Below are 24,719 nucleotides of genomic sequence, written 5' to 3'. Positions count from 1 at the left end.
CGGGGCCGGGTGAGCACACGCCTGCTTCCGCTGCTCATCGTCCTGATGGCGGCCGTACTGCTCGCGCTCGGCGTTCCCCTCGGCGTCAGCGTCGCCCGCGCGGAGCAGCAGAAGGTCGTCATCGACCGCATAGACGACACGGCGCGCTTCGCCGCGCTCGCCCAGTTCGTCACCGAGGACGGGACGGGCGGCTCACGCCAGACGGACACGGACGAGCGCCTGGACACCCTGCAGACCGAGCTGACCAGCTACTACGAGGTCTACGGCATCAAGGCGGGCGTCTTCTACCGCAACCACATCCCGATGGCCAACGCGCCCACGACGTGGTTCCTGCCGCAGACCGGCGAGGTCCGCGACTCCTTCGACGAGGCACTGCTCAGCCGCCGCAGCCACGACCCGGAGCAGGTGTGGCCCTGGCAGGACGGCAGGCTCGTGGTGGCCTCGCCGGTCATCCGGGACGGCGACGTCGTCGCGGTCGTCGTCACCGAGTCGCCGACCGACTCTATGCGCTCCAGCACCCTGCGCGGCTGGCTGGTCATCGGCGCCGGGGAGTTCGCCGCGATGCTGCTCGCCGTCGGTGCGGCACTGCGGCTGACCGGCTGGGTGCTCAAGCCGGTGCGGGTGCTCGACGCCACCACCCACGACATCGCCACCGGGCGGCTCAAGTCCCGGGTCGCGCCGTCCGGCGGACCGCCGGAGCTCAGACGCCTGGCCGGCTCGTTCAACGAGATGGCCGACCACGTGGAGGACGTGCTGGAGCAGCAGCGCGCCTTCGTCGCCGACGCCTCGCACCAGCTGCGCAACCCGCTCGCCGCACTCCTGCTGCGCATCGAGCTGCTCGCCCTGGAGCTGCCCGAGGGCAACGAGGAGATCGCCTCCGTCCAGACCGAGGGCAAACGCCTGGCCCGGGTCCTGGACGACCTGCTCGACCTGGCGCTGGCCGAGCACAGCCAGGCCGACCTGAAGGTCACCGACATCGGCGCGCTGGCCGCCGAGCGGGTGGCCGCCTGGGCGCCGACGGCCGAGGCCAAGGGCGTACGGCTGGTCGGCGACTGCCCGCCGACCACGGGCTGGGCGGACCCGGTGACGCTGTCCAGCGCCCTGGACGCGGTCATCGACAACGCGGTGAAGTTCACACCGCGCGAGGAGACCGTACGGGTCGCGGTGGCCTCCACCGGGAACGCCGCCACCGTCGTCGTCACCGACAACGGTCCCGGACTCACCGACGAGGAGCTCACGCGCGTGGGCGACCGTTTCTGGCGCAGTGGCCGCCACCAGAACGTCAAGGGCTCGGGCCTTGGCCTATCGATCTGCCGGGCGCTGCTCGCGGCGGGCGACGGCTCGATCTCCTTCGGCCCCCACGATCCGCACGGCCTGGAGGTCACGGTCACGGTGCCCAGGACCGGCACGGCGCCCACGGAGCGGCGGCAGCCGCGCCCCTAGGGCTTGACCGAGCGGTAGTAGCGCCGGGCGCCCTCGTGCAGCTCCAGCGGGTCGGTGTAGATCGCGGTGCGCAGGTCCACCAGCTGCGCGGAGTGCACGTGCGCGCCGATGCCGTCGCGGCTGTCGAGCACGGTCCGGGTCAGCCACTCGGTGAGCCGCGGATCGACGTCCGCGCGGGTCACCAGCAGGTTGGACACCGCCATCGTCGGGACGACCGCGCCGTTCTGGACGGTGGGGTAGGCCGACTCCGGCATGTTGGTGGTGCGGTAGTAGCGGGTCGCGCCGCCCGACTCGTGCAGCCTGGTGACCAGGTCGGCACCGATCGGGACGAACCGGAACGCGGAGCTCTCCGCTATCTCCTTGAGGCCGTCCGTCGGCACTCCGCCGGACCAGAAGAACGCGTCCAGCTCGTCGCCGAGGCGGCCGGGGCCGGTGTCGATCCCGTCCGCCCGGGGCGTGATGTCCGTCTCCGGGTCGATGCCCACGGCCTTGAGCAGCCGGGTGGCGATCAGCCTGACCCCCGAGTTCGGCAGCCCGATGGCCACCCGCTTGCCCCGCAGGTCGGCCACCGACTGGATGTCCGAGTCGCTCGGCACGACGAGCTGCACGTAGTCGTCGTAGAGCCGGGTGACCCCGCGCAGCGACTCGGCACCGCGGTTGCCGGCCAGTTTGTACGTCTCCACCGCGTCGGCCGCGGCGATGGTGAAGTCGGCCTCGCCGGACGCCACCCGCTCGACGTTCTCCTGCGAGCCCGCGCTGGTCATCAGCCGTACGTCCAGTTCCGGCATGTCCTTGCGCAGCTCGGTGCGCAGCAGCTCGCCGTACTTCTGGTAGACGCCCGCGCGGGTGCCCGTACTGAACGTGATCGTCCCGCTCGGTGGTCCCTCGCCCAGCGGCAGCAGCCACCACAGCAGCAGCCCGAGCGCGACGGCACCGGCGACCGCGCCCTGGGCGGCCCGGCGCCTGCCGATACGGGAGAGCAGCGTGGACATGGGGGCGATCCTGCCAGCCCGCACCGGCACTGACCAGGGCCGGGCTCACACACGGGGCCACCGCCCCGGCACCCGGACCCGGAGACACGTCCGCGTCCTCCGCGTCGGGGCCCGAACCCGTGGACGCGGACGCGGGACAGAGCCGTACCCCGCCCCAAGTCCGCGTCTCGACGGGACCGGTGCGGTCAGTCGCCGACCGACGCCTCCGCCTCCGCCGCCCGGGGCGCCGCCTCGACGGGGCCGGCGGGACGGTCCGGGTTGTCGCCGCGCCGGAAGAGACGCATCGCCAGCGGTTCGGTGAAGCGCGCGGTGAGGGGGCCGAGGACGACCAGGATGAGGACGTAGGCCGTGGCCAGCGGGCCCAGGGACGGCTCGATGCCGGCCGAGACCGCGAGGCCCGCGATGACGATGGAGAACTCGCCGCGCGCCACCAGCGCGCCGCCCGCCCGCCAGCGGCCCTTGACGGAGATCCCGGCCCGCCGCGCCGCCCAGTAACCGGTGGCGATCTTCGTCACGGCGGTCAGCAGCGCCAGCGCCAGCGCGGGCAGCAGGACGGGCGGAATGCTGGCCGGATCGGTGTGCAGCCCGAAGAAGACGAAGAAGACCGCCGCGAACAGGTCCCGCAGCGGGCTCAGCAGCGTGTGCGCGCCCTCGGCGACCTCCCCGGACAGCGCGATGCCCACCAGGAAGGCGCCCACCGCGGCCGACACCTGGAGCTGCTGCGCGACACCGGCGACGAGGATCGTCAGACCCAGCACCACGAGGAGCAGCTTCTCCGGGTCGTCGCTGGAGACGAATCGGGAGATGAGGCGGCCGTAGCGCACCGCCACGAACAGCACGAGGCCCGCCGCGGCCAGCGCGACCGCCAGCGTGATGCTTCCGGTCATCAGACCGGCACCGGCGACCAGGGCCGTGACGATCGGCAGGTACACCGCCATCGCCAGGTCCTCCAGGACCAGCACGCTGAGGATCACCGGCGTCTCGCGGTTGCCGACCCGGCCCAGGTCGCCGAGGACCTTCGCGATCACACCGGACGACGAGATCCACGTCACGCCGGCCAGGACCACGGCGGCCACCGGACCCCAGCCCATCAGCAGCGCGGCCACCGCGCCCGGCACGGCGTTGAGCGCGCAGTCGACGAGACCGGCCGGATAGTGGGACTTGAGGTTGGTGACCAGGTCGCTGGCCGTGTACTCCAGGCCCAGCATCAGCAGCAGGAGGATGACACCGATCTCGGCGCCGGTCGCGACGAACTCCTCGCTCGCGCCGAGCGGGAGCAGGCCGCCCTCGCCGAAGGCCAGACCGGCCAGCAGGTACAGCGGGATGGGGGAGAGCCGGTAACGGCCGGCGAACCGGCCGAGCAGCCCGAGCCCCAGGATGATGGAACCGAACTCGATCAGCAGAACCGCTGAGTGCACCGGCTCACTCCTGCCCGAGTATCGCCGCGGCGGCGTCGACGCCCTCACGGGTGCCGATGACGATCAAGGTGTCACCACCCACGAGCCGGAAGTCCGGCGCCGGCGAGGGGATCGCCTCGGCCCGCCGGAGCACCGCCACGATCGAGGCACCCGTGTCCGTCCGCATCCGGGTGTCACCCAGCAGCCGTCCGTTCCAGCGCGAGGTGGCGGCCACCTCGATCCGCTCGGCGACCAGTCCCAGATCGGTGGTGTAGAGCAGACTCGCGCTGTGGTGGGACGGCTTCAGCGCGTCGATCAGCGCGCCCGCCTCGGGCCCCGTCATCCGCAGCGAGTGGGCGCAGGAATCGGGGTCGTCGGACCGGTACACGTTCACCGTGCGGGCACCGTCGCGGTGGGCCACCACCGACAGGTGGCCGTGCTCGCGGGTCACCAGGTCGTACTGGACCCCGATACCCGGGAGCGGCGTCGCCCTCAGGCGTGGAGCTGACACGTGCTTTCCCCTCATTCGTCCTGCGTTGCCTGCCGCGGCTCCTGCTGGGCTTTCCGCACGTGGATGACGTGCTCGCGACCTCGCCATGCTGCCATCCGCACGTACGGTGGCGATATGGGTGTCGTGACGGATATACGCAGCCGGTCGCGGTCGGCGAAGCTGCCTGCGGGGGCGTCGTGCGAGCAGGCCGGGAGGAGCGGGAAGAGGAACGTGTCGCTGTTCTGGCGGATCTTCTCGCTCAACGCCGCCGGCCTGGTCGTCGCCACCGCACTGCTGCTGGGACCGGTCACCGTGTCGACCCCCGTGCTGGCCGGGGAGGCCCTCGTCCTGCTGGTGGGCCTCGCGGCACTGCTGGCCGGCAACGCGGTCGTCCTGCGCATCGGGCTCACCCCGCTGCACCGGCTGGGGCGGGCCATGTCCACCGCCGACCTGCTGGTGCCCGGGACCCGTCCCGAGGTCTCCGGACCGGCCGAGGCGGCGCAGCTGATCGCGACGTACAACACGATGCTGGACCGGCTCCAGGCCGAACGTGCCGCCGGCGCGGGCCGGGCCCTGGAGGCCCAGGAACGCGAACGCCACCGCATCGCCCGCGAGCTGCACGACGAGGTCGGCCAGACGCTCACCGCCGTCCTCCTCCAGCTCAAGCGGGTCGCGGACCGGGTCCCCGGGGAACTGCGCGAGGAGGTCACCCTGGCGCAGGAGGCCACCCGGGCCGGGCTCGACGAGATCCGGCGCATCGCCCGCCGCCTGCGCCCCGGCGTCCTGGAGGAACTCGGCCTGGCCAGCGCCCTGCGCTCGCTCGCCGCCGAGTTCACGCACCACGGACTGAGCGTCCAGCACCAGATCCCCGGGGACCTGCCCCCGCTCGCCCCGGAGGCCGAACTCGTGCTCTACCGGGTCGCCCAGGAGGGGCTGACCAACACCGCCCGCCACTCCGCCGCGGACCGCGCGGCGCTCACCCTGCGCCCGCTGCCGCCGTCCGAGGGCGGCGGTGTCGAACTGCTCGTCCGCGACAACGGCACCGGCCTCGGCACGGCCGCCGAGGGCGCCGGCATCCGCGGGATGCGGGAGCGGGCCCTGCTGATAGGAGCCGACATCCACTTCCAGCCCGCCCCCGGAGGGGGCACCGACGTACGCCTGCGCGTCCCCGCGCCGCCGGGGGACCGTTTCGCAGACCGAACCGGAGACAGCCCCTGATGTCCGCACGGCCCCCGATCCGCGTCCTGCTCGCCGACGACCACACCCTCGTACGCCGCGGGGTCCGCCTCATCCTGGACGGCGAACCCGACCTGACGGTGGTCGCCGAGGCCGGTGACGGTGCCGAAGCGGTCGCGGCCGCGCGGGCCACCGAGGTCGACCTGGCCGTCCTGGACGTCGCCATGCCCCGCATGACCGGCCTCCAGGCGGCCCGCGAACTCTCCCGCCGCCTGCCCGAGCTGCGCATCCTGATCCTGACCATGTACGACAACGAGCAGTACTTCTTCGAGGCCCTCAAGGCGGGCGCCTGCGGATACGTCCTGAAATCCGTCGCCGACCGCGACCTGGTCGAGGCGTGCCGGGCCGCCGTGCGCGACGAGCCCTTCATCTACCCCGGCGCCGAACGGGCCCTCGTCCGCTCCTACCTGGACCGCGTGCAGGGCGGTGGCGGTCTGCCGGAGCGGCCGATCACCGAGCGCGAGGAGGAGATCCTCAAACTCGTCGCGGAGGGGCACACCTCCAAGGAGATCGGCGAGCTGCTCTTCATCAGCGCCAAGACCGTCGAACGCCACCGCGCGAACCTCCTGCAGAAACTGGGCGTACGCGACCGCCTGGAACTCACCCGGTACGCGATCCGCGCGGGGCTCATCGAGCCGTGAGCCCCCGCGGATCGCGCAACGCCGGTCAGCGGCATCGCGCAACGCCGGTCAGCAGCCGATCGGCGCGGAGCCCACGGCCACGTCGTCGAACCAGAGGGTGTCGTCGCCCGTCGCGTAGCTCTCCCAGCCCAGCCGCAGGGCGGTCGGCCGGGGCGCGGTGCCGCGGGCGAGCCACTGCTGGTCGACGTCCTGCGTCGGCACCCCGTCGGCGTGCAGGCCGGGGACCTGCTCGTCGCCGAGCCAGGTGTCCAGGTGGCCGGCCGAGGTGTCGACCGCGAACCGCAGGCACTGCCAGCCGTCCGTCGGCAGCGGCCTGCTCAGCGCGACCCCGGCCGGGCTCTGCGCGGGCAGGGTGGCGTCGTCGCTCTCCCGGTTCCACTGCAGCGCGCCGTTCTGACCGCCCACGCGCAGTGCCCGGCCGCCCTGGGCCGAGTCCGGCATCGACACGAAGGTGACGTGCGAGACGGGCAGCGCGGTGGTGTGCCGTACCCACATGCGTACGTACATCACCGGGCCGACCGACGACAGGTCCGCGGCATGGGTGACGAAGGCGTGGTTGCAGTAGCCGGCCCGGCCGTCCACCCGCAGCGACCTGCCGCCCTCGTGCGCCACCGCCGGATCGACGGCGACGGCCCCCGTGCCCTGGCAGTCGGGCGCGGTGAACCGCCAGTCGCCGGACGGCTCCGGGCCGGCCTGGTTCTCGAAGCCCGAGCAGATCACGGCGTCACCGCACTCCGCGGACGGCGGTGCGGTGGTGGCGGGAGGCGTGGTCGGCGGTGTGGTGGTGGGCGGTGTGGTGGTCGGCGGCGCCGTGGTGGGTGATGGCGTGGTGGGAGGCGTGCCGCCGTCGCCGCCGCAGGAGGCGCCGTTGAGCGCGAAGTCGTCCGGCACGGGGTCGGCGGACCGCCAGGTCCCCTGCACCCCGAACTCGGCGGTGCCGCCGGTGGACAGCGCGCCGTTCCAGCCGGCGTCGACGGCGACGACCGACGCGCCGGTCTGCGTGACGGTCGCGTTCCACGCCGACGTCACCTGCTGATCGCCGGTGTAGGTCCAGGTCAGCCGCCAGTCGCTCACCGAGGGGCCGAGGTTGGTGACCCGTACCCGGGCGGTGTAGCCGCCCGCCCACGCGTCGACGGTGTAGTCGACCCGGCAGGCGGCCGCCGCCGCACCGCTCGCGGGCATCGCCACCAGGACCGAGACCACCAGCGCCACGGCCGCCACCGCGGCGGTCCAGGGCCGGCGCAGCAGTCGGAGAACTCGGATGCGCACAGGGTGCCTCCAGTGCGGGAGAAGGGACGGGGTGGGCGCACCCGGTTTGTGGGAGCGCTCCCACAAAAGGAGAGCGGGTCTGACGGTGTACTGTCAATATGCTCGCGGCGTCCGGCCCGATCGCGACCGCCTACCCTTATTGCCATGAGCAGCATCGACCGGAGCCAGTCAGCGGGCGGCACGCGCACCTACGAAGTACGCACCTACGGGTGCCAGATGAACGTCCACGACTCCGAGCGATTGTCCGGTCTGCTGGAGGACGCGGGATACGTCCGCGCCCCCGAGGGTGCCGACGGCGACGCCGACGTCGTCGTCTTCAACACCTGCGCCGTGCGGGAGAACGCCGACAACAAGCTGTACGGCAACCTCGGCCACCTCGCCCCGAAGAAGGCGAGCCGCCCCGGCATGCAGATCGCGGTCGGCGGCTGCCTGGCGCAGAAGGACCGCGACACCATCGTGAAGCGGGCCCCCTGGGTGGACGTCGTCTTCGGCACCCACAACATCGGCAAGCTCCCCGTGCTGCTGGAGCGCGCCCGCGTGCAGGAGGAGGCGCAGGTCGAGATCGCCGAGTCCCTGGAGGCGTTCCCGTCCACGCTGCCCACCCGGCGCGAGAGCGCGTACGCGGCCTGGGTCTCCATCTCCGTCGGCTGCAACAACACCTGCACCTTCTGCATCGTCCCCGCGCTGCGCGGCAAGGAGAAGGACCGCCGCCCCGGCGACATCCTCGCCGAGGTCGAGGCACTGGTCGCCGAGGGCGTCAGCGAGATCACCCTGCTCGGGCAGAACGTCAACGCCTACGGCTCCGACATCGGCGACCGCGAGGCGTTCAGCAAGCTGCTGCGCGCCTGCGGGAACATCGACGGCCTGGAGCGCGTCCGCTTCACCTCCCCGCACCCGCGCGACTTCACCGACGACGTCATCGCCGCGATGGCCGAGACGCCCAACGCGATGCCGCAGCTGCACATGCCGCTCCAGTCCGGCTCCGACCCGGTCCTCAAGGCGATGCGCCGCTCCTACCGGCAGGAGCGCTACCTGGGGATCATCGAGAAGGTCCGCGCCGCCATCCCGCACGCGGCGATCACCACCGACATCATCGTGGGCTTCCCCGGCGAGACCGAGGAGGACTTCGAGCAGACCCTGCACGTGGTGCGCGAGGCCCGCTTCGCACAGGCCTTCACCTTCCAGTACTCCAAGCGGCCCGGGACCCCGGCCGCCGAGATGGACGGCCAGATCCCCAAGGCGGTCGTCCAGGAGCGCTACGAGCGCCTGGTCGCCCTCCAGGAGGAGATCTCCTGGGAGGAGAACAAGAAGCAGGTCGGCCGCACCCTGGAACTGATGGTCGCCGAGGGCGAGGGCCGCAAGGACGGCACCACCCACCGCCTCTCCGGCCGCGCCCCCGACAACCGCCTGGTCCACTTCACCAAGCCCGACCAGGAGGTCCGCCCCGGCGACGTGGTGACGGTCGAGGTCACCTACGCCGCCCCGCACCACCTCCTCGCCGAGGGCGCGGTGCTCGACGTGCGCCGCACACGCGCGGGCGACGCCTGGGAGAAGCGCAACACGGCCGAGCAGGCCAAGCCGGCCGGTGTGCTGCTGGGCCTGCCGAAGATCGGCGTCCCCGAGCCCCAGCCGGCCGTGGCGAGCGGCTGCGGCTGCGACTGACCGCAGGGGGTGCCCTCGGGGGCGGCGGCACGGGGATACGCTGCCGATCATGCTTGTCGCCGCCGCCGTCTGCCCCTGCCCGCCGCTCCTCGTCCCGGAGGTCGCCGCGGGTGCCGCACCCGAGCTGGACGCCGCGCGCGCCGCGTGCACGGACGCCCTGGGGGTGCTCGCCGCGTCCCGGCCCGACCGGCTCGTGCTGGTCGGACCCGCGGACTCCGCCGGACCCGAGGTCTACCCGCGGGGCGCGCGGGGCTCCTTCCGGGGCTTCGGCGTTGACCTGGAGGTGTACCTGGGCGCCGGCAGCGGCGACGCGGACGGGACCGAGCTGCCCTACGGGCCGGCCGTGGGCGCCTGGCTGCTCGGGCGGACCGGCGGCTGGACCGACGTCCCCGTCGACGGCATCGGTGTGGGGGACGCCCTGTCCGCCGAGCGCTGCGCCGCCCTCGGCCGGGACATCGCCGCGCGGTCCGGACGGACGGCTCTGCTGGTGCTGGGCGACGCCAGCGCGTGCCGCACGCTGAAGGCACCCGGTTACCTCGACGAGCGGGCGGCGTCCTTCGACGCGGAGGTGGGACGCGCCCTGGGCGCGGCGGACCCGGCGGCGCTCGCCGCGCTGGACGTCGTACTGGCCCGGGAGCTCAAGGTGTCCGGCCGGGCACCCTGGCAGGTCCTCGCGGGTGCGGCCGAGGGCGCGGACCTCGCGGGCGCGCTGCTGTACGAGGACGCGCCGTACGGGGTCGGGTACGTCGCGGCCGCCTGGTCGTAGCGGCCGGCCCCGACGTACCTGCGGCCGGCCCCGACGTTCCCGCGGCCGGCCCCGACGTTCCCGCGGACGGCCCCGAGCCGAGCCACTGCCCGGCCTCGGGGCCGTCCGACGTCCCGGCGGGTCAGGACGCCGGGGGCGGTCCGGCCGGAGGGGTGCCGCCAGGCGTTCCGCCCGGTGCGTCGCCGCCTCCTTCGGTGCCCTTGTCGTCCTTGTGGGCGAGACGGTCCATGGCGCCCTTGGCCTTGCCCGTGCCCGTCTGGATCCGGTCGCTGTACTTGCCCTTGGTCCGCTCGTCGACGGTCCGCGCCATCTTGTCGAGACCGCGGTCGATCTTGTCGCCGTGCTGCTGCGCGAGGTCGGAGACCTTGCCCTTCGCCGGTTCGAGTCTGGCCTTCAAGTTGTCCAGGAGACCCATGGTTCGCCTTCCCTCACGAGGCAGTCAGGTGCGGGCGCCCTCGTCGGCCTCGTTGTCGACGGCCTCCCCGGCGGACTGCTGCTTGGGGATGCCGACGCCGTCCGAGTCAGCGGCCTCGGCGGCGGCCCCGCCGGCTTCGTCGGCCTGAGCCGTGTTCCGGGGACCGGCGTCGGCCGTCTCCGCGGCCTCGGTCGCCTTCGCCTCCGCCGCGCCCTCGGTGTTTGGGGTTTCGGTCCGCGTCTCCGCGCCCGACGCCTCCTCGGTGTTCTTCGACCTCCGAAAAAGCCGTGCAAAAACGCCCATATCAACTCCATACGTTACTCGTGCGGGCGAAATCCCGCGGCATCCGGTGCGTCCGTTTGCGTGGCCGGGGCCATGACCCGGTGGTCCGGGGAGCGGGAACCTCGCAACGGGCAACGACGCCGGACGCGGACCGTCACGTAACTCGTTCGAGGGCGGGGTGAGAGGTTTGCGAGACTGGTGCGGTGAGCAGCACACCCCCCGCCCCCCGCGTCATCGCCGTAGTCGGACCCACCGCGGCCGGAAAGTCCGATCTGGGCGTCTTCCTGGCCGAACGACTCGGCGGCGAGGTCGTCAACGCCGACTCCATGCAGCTCTACCGTGGGATGGACATCGGCACCGCCAAGCTGACGCCCGACGAGCGCGGTGGCGTCCCGCACCATCTGCTGGACATCTGGGACGTGACGGTCACGGCATCCGTCGCCGAGTACCAGCGCCTCGCGCGGGAGCGGATCGACACGCTCCTCGGCGAGGGGCGCTGGCCGGTCCTGGTCGGCGGTTCCGGTCTCTACGTCCGCGGGGCCGTCGACAACCTGGAGTTCCCCGGCACCGACCCCGAGGTACGGGCCCGCCTGGAGGAGGAGCTCGAACTGCGCGGCTCGGGTGCGCTGCACGCCCGCCTGGCCGACGCCGACCCGGAGGCCGGGAGGGCCATCCTGCCCAGCAACGGGCGCCGGATCGTGCGCGCCCTCGAGGTGATCGAGATCACCGGCAGGCCCTTCACCGCCAACCTCCCCGGCCACGACTCCGTCTACGACACCGTGCAGATCGGCGTCGACGTGGCCCGCCCCGAACTGCACGAGCGCATCGCCCTGCGCGTCGACCGCATGTGGGAGGCCGGTCTGGTCGACGAGGTCCGGGCGCTGGAGGCGCAGGGGCTGCGCGAGGGGCGCACGGCATCGCGCGCGCTCGGCTACCAGCAGGTCCTCGATGCGCTCGCCGGCGAGTGCACGCTCGACGAGGCGCGCGCCGAGACCGTCCGTGCCACCAAGCGCTTCGCGCGCCGTCAGGATGCGTGGTTCAGGCGCGACCCGCGGGTGCATTGGCTCAGTGGGGGTGTGGCGGATCGCACGGAACTTCCGCGGCTCGCGCTCTCGTTGGTCGAACGACCGGTTACAGCCTGATCACGTGATGGCATCGGGACGCCCCGGCCGTCATCCGGGCCTTCGGCGGCGTGCCATCATCGAGCTTCGATCGACCGAGTGAGTCCTAGTTGGGAGGGCGCGTGGCGATGGAGGCCGGCCCTCGCGACACCGCACCGAGCACCGAGCACGGCACCGCCGCCCCCGGCGGACCGGAGCCCGACGGCGGCGCCCTGAGCCCCGACGGCCCGGACGAGACGCCGGAGGGCGTCGCAGCCGACGGTCCCGAGCCCGACGAGATGTACGGGGACGAGGTCGAGGTCGAACTGCGTCCCCAGCGCCGCCTGCGGATCTGGCAGCTCGCCCCCATCGTGTGCCTGGCCGCGCTCGGCTCCCTGATGTTCGCCTTCCCGCTCGCCTTCGACTTCGGCGACAGCGGCGCGGTGATCGCGATGCTGGGCCTGCTGATCTGCTCCTGCGCGGCCGGCTGGGGCATGATGGCCGCCCGCCGGGTCGGGTACACCTGGCCGGGCCTGCCGCAGCGCGGATCGGGGCGCCGTGCCGACTGGCGGACCATCCTCGTGTACGCCCTGGCGGTCGCCGCGGTGGTCGTGCTGGCCGTGTGGCGGGTCGCCCGCCTGCGGGGCTGACGGCGCCCTGCGCCCGGAGGGTATCCTCCGCCCCTCGTCGTCGTGCCGCACCCACCCCGTACGATCGAGGAATGAGCACGCGGATCGCTTTCCTCAAGGGTCACGGCACCGAGAACGACTTCGTGATCGTTCCCGACCCGGAGAACGCCGTCGACCTGCCGCCCGCCGCCGTCGCCGCCCTGTGCGACCGCCGCGCGGGCCTCGGCGGGGACGGGCTGCTCCACGTGGTGCGCTCCGCGGCGCACCCCGAGGCCCGGGGCATGGCCGCCGAGGCGGAGTGGTTCATGGACTACCGCAACGGCGACGGCTCGGTCGCGGAGATGTGCGGCAACGGCGTGCGGGTCTTCGCCCGCTACCTCCAGCGCGCCGGGCACGCCGCCGAGGGCGACCTCGCCGTCGCGACGCGCGGGGGAGTGAAGCGCGTACACATCGCCAAGGGCGCCAGTGACGGCGGCTCCGCCGCGGGCGACATCACCGTCGGCATGGGCCGCGCGCTGCTGCCCGAGGGAGACGTCGAGGTGGGCGTGGGCGAGCGCCGCTGGCCCGCGCGGAACGTGAACATGGGCAACCCGCACGCGGTCGCCTTCGTCACCGACCTCGACCACGCCGGCGACCTGTACACCCCGCCGTCCCACGCGCCGGCCGGCGCCTACCCGGACGGGGTCAACGTCGAGTTCGTGGTCGACCGGGGCCCCGGCCACGTCGCGATGCGCGTCCACGAGCGCGGCTCCGGCGAGACCCGCTCCTGCGGCACCGGCGCGTGCGCCGTCGCCGTCGCCGCCGCCCGCCGGGACGGCGCCGACCCGGCGGTCACCGGCGCCCCTGCGACCTACACCGTCGACGTACCCGGCGGCACCCTGGTGATCACCGAGCGCCCGGACGGCGAGATCGAGATGACCGGGCCCGCCGTGATCGTCGCGGAGGGCGAGTTCGACTCCGCCTGGCTGGAGGGGGTACGCGCCTGAACGAGGACCCGGTGACCATGGCCGAGGTGAACCACAGCCCGGTCCATGACACTCAGTGCGAAAACGTAAACCCTCGGACCATCGCTCGAATGGGTGATCCGTTTCACGCTCGGCGAGAGGCGGTCGGCCGCACGTGATGGGCTCGATAGCATCAAGCACCGGCCCGGACGGGGGACCGACAGCATCCCCTGAGCCGTGTCCGCCCTGGGATCACCCGTCCGCCGGTCCGCGCAGCCGGAGGTGCCCATGAACGCGGAGGCCGTGAATCCAGCGAGCCCGGGCCCCGTGCCGCCCGCGGCCACCGGCGCCGTCACCCCGGCGCCCCGGCGCAAGGCCCGCCCCCGGATCGACCTGCGCCGCCTCGGCCGCGCCGCCCTGCTCGGCTCCGCCACCCGCAGCCGCGGCCTGCCCGACGCCATCGGCCACGTCGTCGAGGCCCACCGCGCCCACCACCCCGACGCCGACCTCGACCCGCTGCGCCGCGCCTACGTCCTGGCCGAGTCCTCGCACCGCGGGCAGATGCGCAAGAGCGGCGAGCCGTACATCACCCACCCGCTCGCCGTCACCTTGATCCTCGCCGAACTCGGCGCCGAGACCACCACCCTGACCGCCTCGCTCCTGCACGACACCGTCGAGGACACCGAGGTGACGCTCGACCAGGTGGGCGAGCAGTTCGGCGCCGAGGTCCGCTACCTCGTGGACGGCGTCACCAAGCTGGAGAAGGTCGACTACGGCGCCGCCGCCGAGCCCGAGACCTTCCGCAAGATGCTCCTCGCCACCGGCAACGACGTCCGCGTGATGTCGATCAAACTCGCCGACCGGCTGCACAACATGCGCACCCTCGGCGTCATGCGCCGCGAGAAGCAGGAACGCATCGCCAAGGTCACCCGCGACGTCCTCATCCCGCTCGCCGAACGGCTCGGCGTCCAGGCGCTCAAGTCCGAGCTGGAGGACCTCGTCTTCGCGGTCATGCACCCCGAGGAGTACGCCCACACGCGCGAGCTGGTCCAGCAGAACGCCGCCCGCGCGGACGACCCGCTCGCCGCGGTCGCCGACGAGGTGCGGGGGGTGCTGCGCGAGGCCGACATCCAGGCCGAAGTCCTCATCCGGCCACGCCACTTCGTCTCCGTGCACCGCGTCTCCCGCAAGCGCGGCACGCTCCGCGGCGCGGACTTCGGGCGCCTTCTGGTGCTCGTCCAGGAGGACGCCGACTGCTACGCCGTCCTCGGTGAACTGCACACCTGTATGACGCCCGTCGTCTCGGAGTTCAAGGACTTCATCGCCGTCCCCAAGTTCAACCTCTACCAGTCGCTGCACACGGCGGTCGCCCGCGCGGCGGACGGCCAGGTCGTCGAAGTCCTCATCCGCACCCACCAGATGCACAAGGTCGCCGAGGCCGGTGTGGTCGCGCTCGGCAACCCGTACGCGCCCGGGTCGGAGGAGCAGAGCGCGGGCGACGGCGAGCGCGCCGACCCCACCCGGCCCGGCTGGCTCTCCCGGCTGCTCGACTGGCAGCGCGGCGCCCCCGACCCCGACACCTTCTGGTCCACCCTGCGCGAGGACCTCGCCCAGGACCGCGAGATCACCGTCTTCCGCCCCGACGGCGGCACCCTCGGCCTGCCCGAGGGCGCCACCTGCGTCGACGCCGCCTACGCCCAGTACGGCGAGGACGCGCACGCGACCATCGGCGCGCGGGTCAACGGCCGGCTGGCGACCATGAGCACGGTGCTGCGGGACGGCGACACCGTGCAGCTCCTGATGGGACAGGACCCCGCCTCCGAGCCGTCCAGGCAGTGGCTGGAGCACGCCCACACGCCCGCCGCGCGGATCGCCATCCAGCGCAGGCTCGCGGCTCACCCGGAGCCGGTGCCCGAGGCGGAGGGTCCGGCTCGCGGCCCCGCCGCGCCCGGGGGCCACGCCCGCCCCGGCGCACCGCGGCCGGCTCCGGGCGCCCCCGCCGCCCGCCCGGCCTCCGCCGACGTCCTCGTCGACCCGCCGGGCGCCACCGTGCGGCTGGCCGGTTGCTGCACCCCCGTACCGCCGGACGAGATCACCGGCTTCGCCGTGCGCGGGGGAGTCGTGACCGTGCACCGCGCCCAGTGCGCGGTGGTGGCGCGCATGAAGGGTGCCGGGCGTGCGGAGGTCGGTGTGCGCTGGGGCGAGAGCACCGGATGCCGGGTGACCCTCCTCGCCGAATCGTTCGGCCGCCCGCACCTCCTGGCCGACCTCACCGAGGCCATGGCCCTCGAAGGCGCCGAAATCGTCTCCGCGACCGTCGAGCCCCCCGACCGCCAGCGGGTCCGGCACAGCTACACCGTGGTGCTCCCGGACGCCGCCCGGCTGCCCGCCCTCATGCGGGCCATGCGCGACGTGGCCGGCGTGTACGACGTCAGCCGGGCCCAGCCGCAACCGACCGGCGCCTGACCCGGCACGCCGCGCCGAAGCGTTCGGGTGCCCCCGGCGCCGCTGCCGCACGGCCCGCGTGCGCCGGTACGGAAGCCGTTCCGGCGCTCCGTTCGGGCGCTCCGTCGGGCGCGTCACCGCACCGGCCCCGCGCCGTCCGCACGGAACCGGGCGCTGTCGCCGCACGGCCCGCGCGCCCGCGCCGAAACCCGTTCGGGTGCCCCGGGCGCGCGCCGTCACCGCCGGGCAGGCGCGCGCTGATAGCCGTGAGGGATGCTGCACACCCCTCACCCCCCGACCCCGCGACCCCGCGCACGCGCCCGGCGCCGGCTCAGGGCCGCGGCGCTGCTCGCCTCCGCCGTCTCCGTCTGCCTGGTCGCCGCGAGCGCCCCGCCCACCCCGCTCGGCGTCGGCGACCGCCTCTACCCGCAGCTGGGCAACCCCGGTTACGACGTGACGGCGTACGACCTCTCCTTCACCTACTCCGGCAGCAACAGCGAACCGCTGAAGGCCGTCACCGTCATCGACGCCCGGACCACCGCCGACCTGGACCGGCTCAACCTCGACTTCGCCCACGGAAAGGTCGACTCCGTCGAGGTCGACGGCGAGCCCGCCGCCTTCGCCACCGCCGGTGAGGACCTCGTCGTGACGCCCGAGGACGCGCTCGACGAGGGCGACCGGACGCGGATCACCGTCCGGCACAGCAGCGACCCCGTGTACCCCGAGGACCGCCAGGGCGGCTGGGTGCGCACCGCCGACGGCCTCGCCATGGCCAACCAGGCGGACGTCGCCCACCTGGTGTTCCCGTGCAACGACCATCCCTCCGACAAGGCGCGGTTCACCTTCCGCATCACCGCCCCCGACGGACTCACGGCCGTCGCCAACGGCCTGCCGACCCGCGTGGACCGCACCGGCGGAACGACCACCTGGACCTACCGGACCGGACACCCCATGGCCACCGAGCTGGCCCAGGTGTCCATCGGCCGCTCCACGGTGCTGCACCGCACCGGCCCGCGCGGACTGCCCATCCGGGACGTCGTGCCGACCGAGCACCGCGCGGCGCTCGAACCGTGGCTGGCGAAGACCCCCGACCAGATCGCGTGGATGGAGCGGAAGGTCGGGCGCTACCCCTTCGAGACCTACGGCCTGCTCATGGCCGACGCCACCACCGGCTTCGAACTCGAGACCCAGACGCTCACCCTCTTCGAGCGGGAACTGTTCACCGAGCCGGCCTACCCGAAGTGGTACGTCGAGTCGATCATGATCCACGAGCTGGCCCACTCGTGGTTCGGCAACAGCGTCAGCCCGGCCACCTGGTCCGACCTGTGGCTCAACGAGGGACACGCCACCTGGTACGAGGCGCTGTACGCGGAGGAGACCGCGGACAAGACCGTGGCGGCGCGCATGAAGGCCGCCTACGGGGCCTCCGACCGCTGGCGCACCGCGGGCGGGCCGCCCGCGGCCCCCAAGCCGCCCAAGAACGGCAGCAAGACCGGGATCTTCCGCGCCAACGTGTACGACGGCGCCGCGCTCGTGCTCTACGCCCTGCGCCAGGAGGTCGGCGGCGCCGTCTTCGACCGCATCGAGCGCGCGTGGGTCGCCCGGAACCAGGACGGCACGGCGACGACCGCCGACTTCGTCCGGCTCGCCTCCGAGACCGCCGGCCGCGACCTGGGCGACTTCTTCCATGCCTGGCTGTACGGCGAGAGGACCCCGCCGATGCCCGGCCACCCGGACTGGAAGCAGGCCCCCGCCGCGAAGGCCCCCGCCAAGGCGTCGCACAAGGCGCACGGCGAATAAGCCGGTGACGAGACGGCCCGTGCCGTGCGACCATCTTCGGGACGGCGCGGTACGGGCCCCGGGAATCTCCCCGACGGCTCGCGCGTTGTACACGATGTCGCGGCAGGAGTGCCGCGCCCACCGTTTCCCCAGCTACGTAAGGATCCAATGACCTCCTCTTCTTCCCCCTCCCAGGACACCAAGCGTCTCGTGCAGACCTATCCCGAGGGCCTCCGGGCCGATGCCCTGATGGAAGAGGACGTCGCCTGGAGCCATGGAAACGACTCGCAGTGGGACGGCGAGCAGTTCGACCGTTCCGACCGCGCGGCCCTGCGCCGGGTGGCGGGCCTGTCCACCGAGCTCGAGGACGTCACCGAGGTCGAGTACCGCCAGCTCCGGCTGGAGCGGGTCGTCCTCGTCGGCGTCTGGACCTCGGGCACCGTGCAGGACGCGGAGAACTCGCTGGCCGAGCTGGCCGCCCTCGCGGAGACGGCGGGCGCGCTCGTGCTCGACGGCGTCGTCCAGCGCCGCGACAAGCCCGACGCCGCCACCTACATCGGCTCCGGCAAGGCCGAGGAGCTGCGGGACGTCGTACTCGACACGGGCGCGGACACCGTCATCTGCGACGGTGAGCTCAGCCCGGGGCAGCTGATCCACCTCGAGGACGTCGTCAAGGTCAAGGTCATCGACCGCACCGCCCTGATCCTGGACATCTTCGCCCAGCACGCCAAGTCCCGAGAGGGCAAGGCGCAGGTCGCGCTCGCGCAGATGCAGTACATGCTGCCGAGGCTGCGCGGTTGGGGCCAGTCGCTGTCCCGGCAGATGGGCGGCGGCAAGGGCGGCGGCCTCGCCACCCGCGGTCCCGGTGAGACCAAGATCGAGACGGACCGGCGCCGGATCCGCGAGAAGATGGCGAAGATGCGCCGGGAGATCGCGGAGATGAAGACCGGCCGCGAGATCAAGCGCCAGGAGCGCAAGCGCCACAAGGTGCCCTCCGTCGCCATCGCGGGCTACACCAACGCCGGCAAGTCCTCGCTGCTCAACCGCCTCACGGGCGCGGGCGTCCTGGTCGAGAACGCCCTGTTCGCGACCCTCGACCCGACCGTGCGCCGGGCCGAGACCCCCAGCGGGCGGCTGTACACGCTGGCCGACACCGTCGGCTTCGTCCGGCACCTGCCGCACCACCTGGTCGAGGCGTTCCGCTCCACGATGGAGGAGGTCGGCGACTCCGACCTGATCCTCCACGTGGTCGACGGTTCGCACCCCGTCCCGGAGGAGCAGCTGGCCGCCGTGCGCGAGGTGATCAGGGACGTCGGCGCCACCGGCGTACCCGAGATCGTCGTGATCAACAAGGCCGACATGGCCGACCCGCTGGTGCTCCAGCGGCTGCTGCGGGTCGAGAAGCGGGCCATCGCGGTCTCGGCGCGCACCGGGCAGCACATCGACGAGCTGCTCGCACTGATCGACAACGAGCTGCCGCGTCCCTCGGTCGAGATCGAGGCGCTCGTGCCGTACACCCACGGCAAGCTGGTGGCCCGCGCCCACGACGAGGGCGAGGTGATCTCCGAGGAGCACACCCCGGAGGGCACCCTGCTCAAGGTGCGGGTGCACGAGGAGCTGGCGGCGGAGTTCGCGCCGTACGTTCCCGCGCCGCTCGCCTGACCCCGCGCGGCCCGGCAGCGGGCCGAGCGACCGAGGGCCCGTTCCCTGCCTCGGCAGGGAACGGGCCCTCGGTCATGTACGGATCCCGGTGCCGGTCACTGACCGCCGTACGTCTTGCTCATGTCCTGGTACAGGGCCTCGGCCGCCCGGCCCAGCTGCGGGCCGGCCAGCCAGGTGTTCTCCAGTGGGCCGATCGAGGTGTTGGAGACCAGCTTGGTCTCCCCGTCCACCACCCGGAACCAGCCGCCGCCCGACGAACCGCCGGTCATGGTGCAGCCGATGCGGTACATCGTCGGCAGCGACGGGCTCAGCGACAGCCGGCCCGGCCGGTCGACGCACTTGAACATCTCCAGGCCGTTGTAGGGCGCCGCCGCCGGGTAGCCCCAGGCGCCCATGCTGGACACCTCCGTCGCCGACGGGGCGGAGAAGTCCACCTCGAGGGCGGCGCCGACGGTCTCCTCCAGCGACTTGCTGCCCTGTTCCGGCTTCACGTGCAGCACCGAGTAGTCGTACGCGGCCCCGTCGCCGCCGCTCTCCGAACCGCCCTGGATCCACTGGTTGGAGGTCGACGCCCAGTCCGCCCACCAGGTGCCGTACGGCGCCATCTCGGTGGCCGTCGCGTTCGCCAGCTCGGCCTCGGACTTGCCGTAGTCGTTGTACGACGGGACGAAGGCGATGTTGCGGTACCAGCCGCCGCTGCCGCCGGCGTGGACGCAGTGGCCCGCCGTCCACACCAGGTTCGACTTGCCCGGGTGGTTCACGTCCTTGATCACCGTGCCGGAGCAGACCATCGACCCCTCGGGGGAGTCGAAGAAGACCTTGCCGACCGGAGCCGCGTTCTCGTGGTACGGCTTCTTCTCGGCCACGGCCTCCACGGGCGCGGGCTCCGGGTCGGTGGCGCCCTGGTCGGCGGCCGCGTCCTTGGTCGTGACGGTCTTGTCGGCCTCCTTCGCGGACTTCATCCGGTCCGGCTGCCACAGGCCCTCGATCACCGGGTTGACGAAGTCCTTGGCCTCACTGAGCCACTTGTCCTCGTCCCAGTTCTTCCAGCCGCCGTCCTTCCACTTGTCGACGTCGATGCCGTGCTCCTTGAGCCGGTCCGCGAGACCGGCCGCCAGACCGCCCTCGCCGCCGCCGGTGTCGCCCGCGTCGGCGGCCTGGGAGGTGCCGCCGCCGGGCTTGGTGTCGGCCTCGTCCTCGGACCCGCCGCAGGCGGTCGCGGTGAGCGTGAGCGCGGCGACCAGTCCGGCCGCGACGAGTGCGGTGCGCCGACCGCGCCGTGGCGCGGCGGACACAGGTGTGGAACGCATGGTGCGACGACCCCCGTTGAAACGTGTGAATGCGTGCATGTCTGTCAATTGACGTGCGGCGGGGTGCCGGCCTCGGGCCCGGCGCACCCCACCGTCCTCACTGGTCGGCGAACTTGCCGCTCACCGCGTCGAACACGCCCTTGGCCTCCTCGCCGAGGCGCGGACCGGCCAGCCAGCCGGCCGTCACCGGACCGATCGAGGTGTTGGAGACCAGCGCGGGCTTGCCGTCCGAACCGGCGGCGACCCAGCCGCCGCCGGACGAGCCGCCGGTCATGGTGCAGCCGATGCGGTACATCGTCGGGTCGGAGGCGTTGATCGACAGCCGTCCCGGCTTGTCCTGGCACTCGTACAGCTTCTGGCCGTCGTACGGCGGTGCGGCCGGGTAGCCGATCGCCTTCATGCTCTCGATCTCCGGCACGGCCGGCGCGTCGAAGTCCACCGGCAGCGCGGCGCCGACCGTCTCCTCCAGCGACTTGCCGCCGCTGCCCTTCTCCGGCGTCACATGGATCACGGCGAAGTCGTACGAGGCGCCGTCACCGCCGGTCGCACCGCCCTGCTCGATCCACTGGTCCGAGGTCTGCGCCCAGTCGCCCCACCAGACACCGTAGGGAGCGATCTCCTCCTTGGTGGCCTTCTGCAGTTCCTCGGCCGACATGTCCGTGTCGTTGTACGACGGGACGAAGGCGATGTTGCGGTACCAGCCGCCGCTCTTGCCGGCGTGCACGCAGTGACCGGCCGTCCACACCATGTTGGACTTGCCGGGGTTGGCCGGGTCCTTCACGACCGTCGCCGAGCACACCATCGAACCCTTGGGGGAGTCGAAGAGGAGCTTGCCGGCCGTGGCGGCGTTGTCGTGGTACTTGGCCGGCACGGCCGCCGCCTCGACGGGGGCGGGCTCCGGGTCGGTGACGCCCTGGTCCCCGGAGATGTCGTTCTCGTCGACCTCCTGGTCCGGCTCCTCGGCGTCCCGCATCCGGTCCGGGTCCCACAGACCCTCGATGATCGGGTTGACGAAGTCCTGCGCCTCGCGCAGCCAGTCGTCCTTGTTCCAGTCCTTCCAGGCGCCGTTCTTCCAGTCGTCGACGTCGATCCCGTGTTCCTTGAGCTTGTCCTTGATGTGGTCCGGGATCCGGATGCCGCCGTTGCCGTCGTCGACGGCGGAGGCGGAGGCGGAGGCGTCGCCGCCCGCCTCGGGGTCGCCGTCCTCGCACGCCGTGGCGGTGAGCGCGAGCGCCGAGACGAGCGCCACGGCGGCGGCCGCGGAGGAGGTTCCGCGCCGTCCGCGTCTGGTTCCGCGCGTGCTGAACGACGGCCGTATGGATCGCATGGTGTTGACTCCCCCTGCTGTGAACGAACATGGTGCTGTGGCCGAACCGATCCGCGGACCCCGGCCCGGTCTCCCGGGGCCCGGTTCCGCGGATCGACTGCGACCTGGAACGGCACCACACACTATGCGCCCGCCGTGGGGGACTTCCGACGGAACGGCAACGGTTCGGACACAGCCGCCGTGACCGGCGCTGCTCGGCGGCGATCCCCGCGTGGTCGGCCAGCGGTACGGAGCCGCTGTTGAGGCGTTGGCTGATCACCATGGAATACACGCAGCTCGGACGCACTGGACTCAAAGTCAGCCGACTGGTGCTCGGCACCATGAACTTCGGACCGCAGACCGAGGAGGCCGACAGCCACGCCATCATGGACGCCGCGCTGGAGGCCGGCGTCAACTTCGTGGACACCGCCAACGTCTACGGCCAGAGCGCGGGCAAGGGGCGCACGGAGGAGATCCTCGGCGCCTGGTTCGCACAAGGCGGCGGACGCCGCGAGAAGACCGTGCTCGCCACCAGGGTGTACGGCGACATGCTGCCCGACGGATCCCCCGAGTGGCCGAACTACGGCCGGCTCTCGGCCCTCAACATCCGCCGGGCGGTGGACGCCTCGCTGCAGCGGTTGCGGACGGACCACATCGACATCCACCAGTTCCACCACGTCGACCGGCTAACGCCGTTCGACGAGATCTGGCAGGTCGTCGACGTCCTCGTCCAGCAGGGCAAAATCCTCTACGCCGGTTCCTCCAACTTCCCCGGCTACAAGATCGCGCAGGCCAACGAGGTCGCGGCGCGACGCGGTTCGACGTTCGGTCTCGTCAGCGAGCAGTGCCTGTACAACCTCGCCGAACGACGCGCCGAGATGGACGTCATCCCGGCCGCGCAGGAGTACGGCGTCGGCGTCATCGCCTGGTCACCGCTGTACGGCGGCATGCTCGGGGGCGTACTCAAGAAGGAGCACAAGGGAGGGCGCAGGACCGGGGGACACGGGGCGCGCCTGCTCAACGACCCGGCCGTGCGGGGACGGGTGCAGGCATACGAGGACTGCTCGACAAGCACGGTATCGAGCCGGGCGAGGCGGCGCTGGCCTGGCTGCTGACCCGGCCCGGCATCACCGGCCCGATCGTCGGCCCGCGCACCCGCGAGCAGCTCGACTCCGCGCTGCGGGCCATCGACCTCGATCTGCCGCAGGAGGTGCGGGAGGGCCTCGACGAGATCTTCCCGGGCCCGGGTCCGTCGCCGGAGGCGTTCGCCTGGTGAGTCCGGCCGGCCGGCCCCCGCGAGCGTCCGGTGGGGGAGCGGCGGCCGGGCGGGCACGGCAAGGATCTTCGGGCAACCCGTAACCCGCCGCACGCGCCGCGGTTGCTAGCGGTGGGGGGTCCGCTGTCGCGCGCCGCGGTCCTCCGTGCCGAGGACGGGCCCGGCACGACGCGTCGTGTCCGGACAGCGGGAGGTCGAGAAGAGCCGTGGCGGAAACCGCGTACGAGGGGTTGGCGGGCGCCTGGTCCGAGGACGGCCGGTCCGAGGACGGCGGGTTTGAGGACGGCCGGTCCGAGGAGGCCGCCAGCGTTTCGGCCGGGGCGGGAGGCGCACCGAGGCGTCAGCCGGCGCGGGAGGCCGCGGCGCGTACCTACGCGCGCGCCCTCCCGGTCGTGCCCGTCCGCGCCCGGGGGCTGACCATCGAGGACGCCGCCGGCCGCCGCTACCTGGACTGCGCCTCGGGGGCGGGGACCCTCGCCCTGGGACACCATCACCCGGTCGTCCTGGAAGCGATGCGCAGGGTTCTCGACTCGGAGACCCCGCTGCAGGTCATGGGCCTCACCACCCCGGTCGAGGACGCATTCGTCACCGAACTCCTGCGCACGCTCCCACCCCGGCTCGCCGAGCACGCGCGCGTGCGCTTCTGCAGACCCGGCGGCACCGACCCGGTCGACACCGCGGTCGCCCTGGTCCGCGCCGCCACCGGCCGGGCCCCGATCGTCACCCCCACCGGCGCCCACCTCTGTGCGGCAGCCGAGGCATGCTGCCCGTCCGACGCCGGGGAACCGCCCGCCGGTGTGGTCCTGGAACCGGTGCGCAGCGCGGACGGCGTCCTGCCCGTCCCCGACGCGTGGCTGCGCGACCTGCGGCGCGTCACGGCCGAACGATCCGTGCCGCTCATCGCCGACGAGACCGAGACCGGGGTCGGCCGGACCGGTGCCTTGTGGGCGGTCGATCACAGTGGGGTCACCCCCGACGTGCTGATCCTCTCCAAGGCGATCGGCGGCAGCCTGCCGCTGGCCGCGGTGGTCCACCACGAGGACCTCGACGGCCGTCGCACCGGCTCCGACCGGCGCGCCGCCGGAGCGCCCGGCGCCGGTACGTTCCGTGGCAACCAACTTGCCCTGGCCGCGGGCGCGGCCACCCTCGCTCACGTTCGCGAGCAACGTCTCGCCGAGCATGCCGCCGCCCTCGGTGGCCGGATACTGTCCCGACTGCGCGGTCTGGCCGCGGAGTTCGCATGCGTCGGGAACGTGCGCGGACGCGGCCTGATGATCGGCGTGGAGTTGGTGTCACCGGACGGTGCACCCGACGGCGCTCCCTGCGGCGGCACTCGCTCCGACGGCATTGCCTCCGACAGCGCTCCTTCCGACGGCAATCCCCCGGGCGGCATTCCCTCCGTAGGCGGCCCACCCGGCACCGGGAGCGAACTCGCCCTCGCCGTCCAACGGGAGTGTCTGCGGCGCGGCCTGATCGTGGCTTTCACGGGCCCGGACCGGAACGTCGTGCGACTGCTGCCGCCCCTGATCATCACCGAGGAGCAGACGTCCACGATCCTGGATCGTTTCGCCGACGCGGTGCAGGCGGTGGACCGGCGGCGCGGCGGCCACGCTCCGCCCCACCGGGCGCACGCCGCGCGATGAGACCGCCGCCCCGCCCCGCTCCCGCACGTCAC

Annotated in this window: 20 protein-coding genes and 1 pseudogene; 13 read left to right on the top strand and 8 right to left on the bottom strand. The window is 72.9% G+C overall.

What is annotated here, in order from left to right:
• Positions 1-9: 9 nt before the first annotated feature.
• Entirely contained in the window at positions 10-1,443 is a 1,434-nt protein-coding gene (locus IE258_RS34405) for a HAMP domain-containing sensor histidine kinase (RefSeq protein ID WP_189749723.1), read from the top strand.
• Here the strand turns inward: IE258_RS34405 and IE258_RS34400 are convergent.
• The 3 genes from IE258_RS34400 to IE258_RS34390 all read right to left on the bottom strand — a co-directional run bounded on the left by IE258_RS34400 (position 1,440) and on the right by IE258_RS34390 (position 4,343).
• Positions 1,440-2,435 carry a TAXI family TRAP transporter solute-binding subunit gene (locus IE258_RS34400; RefSeq protein WP_189749722.1) on the bottom strand — a complete coding sequence of 332 codons (996 nt, stop codon included), beginning with the start codon at positions 2,433-2,435 and terminating at the stop codon, positions 1,440-1,442. The genes IE258_RS34405 and IE258_RS34400 overlap by 4 nt on opposite strands.
• A 185-nt stretch (positions 2,436-2,620) precedes the next feature.
• On the bottom strand, positions 2,621-3,853 hold the full coding sequence (locus tag IE258_RS34395) for a cation:proton antiporter (RefSeq protein ID WP_189749720.1): 1,233 nt from the start codon (positions 3,851-3,853) through the stop codon (positions 2,621-2,623).
• Between the two features lie 4 nt (positions 3,854-3,857).
• Positions 3,858-4,343 (bottom strand): cation:proton antiporter regulatory subunit, encoded by a 486-nt coding sequence (locus tag IE258_RS34390; protein ID WP_189749719.1) that lies wholly within the window; start codon positions 4,341-4,343, stop codon positions 3,858-3,860.
• A 114-nt stretch (positions 4,344-4,457) separates the two neighbouring features.
• On the opposite strand from IE258_RS34390, the gene IE258_RS34385 reads away from it, so the two are divergent.
• Together IE258_RS34385 and IE258_RS34380 are read left to right on the top strand one after the other, a co-directional pair.
• Complete coding sequence (locus IE258_RS34385) at positions 4,458-5,540, top strand: HAMP domain-containing sensor histidine kinase (RefSeq protein WP_189749717.1); 1,083 nt, start codon at positions 4,458-4,460, stop codon at positions 5,538-5,540.
• Positions 5,540-6,199: a response regulator gene (locus IE258_RS34380; RefSeq protein WP_059297894.1), complete on the top strand. Its 660-nt coding sequence runs from the start codon at positions 5,540-5,542 to the stop codon at positions 6,197-6,199. Before IE258_RS34385 ends, IE258_RS34380 begins: the two co-directional genes overlap by 1 nt.
• A 48-nt stretch (positions 6,200-6,247) precedes the next feature.
• Here the strand turns inward: IE258_RS34380 and IE258_RS34375 are convergent, their stop codons facing one another.
• Complete coding sequence (locus IE258_RS34375) at positions 6,248-7,468, bottom strand: cellulose-binding domain-containing protein (RefSeq protein WP_189749716.1); 1,221 nt, start codon at positions 7,466-7,468, stop codon at positions 6,248-6,250.
• A 144-nt stretch (positions 7,469-7,612) separates the two neighbouring features.
• Between IE258_RS34375 and miaB the strand changes: the two genes are divergently transcribed.
• Together miaB and IE258_RS34365 are read left to right on the top strand one after the other, a co-directional pair.
• The gene (gene miaB / locus IE258_RS34370) at positions 7,613-9,130 is read left to right on the top strand and encodes a tRNA (N6-isopentenyl adenosine(37)-C2)-methylthiotransferase MiaB (RefSeq protein WP_189749714.1); all 1,518 of its coding nucleotides are present in this window, start codon (positions 7,613-7,615) and stop codon (positions 9,128-9,130) included.
• A gap of 49 nt (positions 9,131-9,179) precedes the next feature.
• Positions 9,180-9,896: a class III extradiol dioxygenase subunit B-like domain-containing protein gene (locus tag IE258_RS34365; RefSeq protein WP_189749713.1), complete on the top strand. Its 717-nt coding sequence runs from the start codon at positions 9,180-9,182 to the stop codon at positions 9,894-9,896.
• 121 nt (positions 9,897-10,017) lie between these two features.
• Here the strand turns inward: IE258_RS34365 and IE258_RS34360 are convergent, their stop codons facing one another.
• Both IE258_RS34360 and IE258_RS34355 read right to left on the bottom strand, forming a co-directional pair.
• On the bottom strand, positions 10,018-10,311 hold the full coding sequence (locus IE258_RS34360) for an antitoxin (RefSeq protein WP_123626519.1): 294 nt from the start codon (positions 10,309-10,311) through the stop codon (positions 10,018-10,020).
• Between the two features lie 24 nt (positions 10,312-10,335).
• Positions 10,336-10,614: a hypothetical protein gene (locus IE258_RS34355; protein ID WP_189749712.1), complete on the bottom strand. Its 279-nt coding sequence runs from the start codon at positions 10,612-10,614 to the stop codon at positions 10,336-10,338.
• Positions 10,615-10,796: 182 nt separating this feature from the next.
• On the opposite strand from IE258_RS34355, the gene miaA reads away from it, so the two are divergent.
• The 6 genes from miaA to hflX all read left to right on the top strand — a co-directional run bounded on the left by miaA (position 10,797) and on the right by hflX (position 19,152).
• Positions 10,797-11,735 carry a tRNA (adenosine(37)-N6)-dimethylallyltransferase MiaA gene (gene miaA / locus IE258_RS34350; protein WP_189749711.1) on the top strand — a complete coding sequence of 313 codons (939 nt, stop codon included), beginning with the start codon at positions 10,797-10,799 and terminating at the stop codon, positions 11,733-11,735.
• A gap of 107 nt (positions 11,736-11,842) precedes the next feature.
• Positions 11,843-12,343, top strand: a complete 501-nt coding sequence (locus IE258_RS34345; RefSeq protein WP_189749765.1) for a hypothetical protein — start codon at positions 11,843-11,845, stop codon at positions 12,341-12,343.
• 71 nt (positions 12,344-12,414) lie between these two features.
• Positions 12,415-13,308 (top strand): diaminopimelate epimerase, encoded by an 894-nt coding sequence (gene dapF / locus IE258_RS34340; protein WP_189749709.1) that lies wholly within the window; start codon positions 12,415-12,417, stop codon positions 13,306-13,308.
• Positions 13,309-13,554: 246 nt separating this feature from the next.
• On the top strand, positions 13,555-15,732 hold the full coding sequence (locus tag IE258_RS34335) for a RelA/SpoT family protein (RefSeq protein WP_189749708.1): 2,178 nt from the start codon (positions 13,555-13,557) through the stop codon (positions 15,730-15,732).
• Positions 15,733-15,984: 252 nt separating this feature from the next.
• On the top strand, positions 15,985-17,511 hold the full coding sequence (locus IE258_RS34330) for a M1 family metallopeptidase (protein ID WP_189749706.1): 1,527 nt from the start codon (positions 15,985-15,987) through the stop codon (positions 17,509-17,511).
• Between the two features lie 147 nt (positions 17,512-17,658).
• The gene (gene hflX / locus IE258_RS34325) at positions 17,659-19,152 is read left to right on the top strand and encodes a GTPase HflX (RefSeq protein WP_189749704.1); all 1,494 of its coding nucleotides are present in this window, start codon (positions 17,659-17,661) and stop codon (positions 19,150-19,152) included.
• Between the two features lie 95 nt (positions 19,153-19,247).
• Here the strand turns inward: hflX and IE258_RS34320 are convergent, their stop codons facing one another.
• Both IE258_RS34320 and IE258_RS34315 read right to left on the bottom strand, forming a co-directional pair.
• On the bottom strand, positions 19,248-20,462 hold the full coding sequence (locus tag IE258_RS34320; RefSeq protein ID WP_161381567.1) for a trypsin-like serine peptidase: 1,215 nt from the start codon (positions 20,460-20,462) through the stop codon (positions 19,248-19,250).
• A 97-nt stretch (positions 20,463-20,559) separates the two neighbouring features.
• On the bottom strand, positions 20,560-21,789 hold the full coding sequence (locus tag IE258_RS34315) for a trypsin-like serine peptidase (RefSeq protein ID WP_161381566.1): 1,230 nt from the start codon (positions 21,787-21,789) through the stop codon (positions 20,560-20,562).
• A gap of 260 nt (positions 21,790-22,049) precedes the next feature.
• Here IE258_RS34315 and IE258_RS34310 point away from each other — a divergent pair.
• Positions 22,050-23,044: pseudogene (locus IE258_RS34310) on the top strand (aldo/keto reductase).
• A gap of 206 nt (positions 23,045-23,250) precedes the next feature.
• Complete coding sequence (locus IE258_RS34305; protein WP_229892607.1) at positions 23,251-24,687, top strand: aminotransferase class III-fold pyridoxal phosphate-dependent enzyme; 1,437 nt, start codon at positions 23,251-23,253, stop codon at positions 24,685-24,687.
• The last annotated feature ends 32 nt before the right edge of the window (positions 24,688-24,719 follow it).

The sequence above is a fragment of the Streptomyces tendae genome (assembly GCF_014650435.1).
Lineage (GTDB): Bacteria > Actinomycetota > Actinomycetes > Streptomycetales > Streptomycetaceae > Streptomyces > Streptomyces tendae.
Note: the sequence above shows the minus strand (reverse complement) of the source record. Positions and strands in the feature narration are given on the sequence as shown.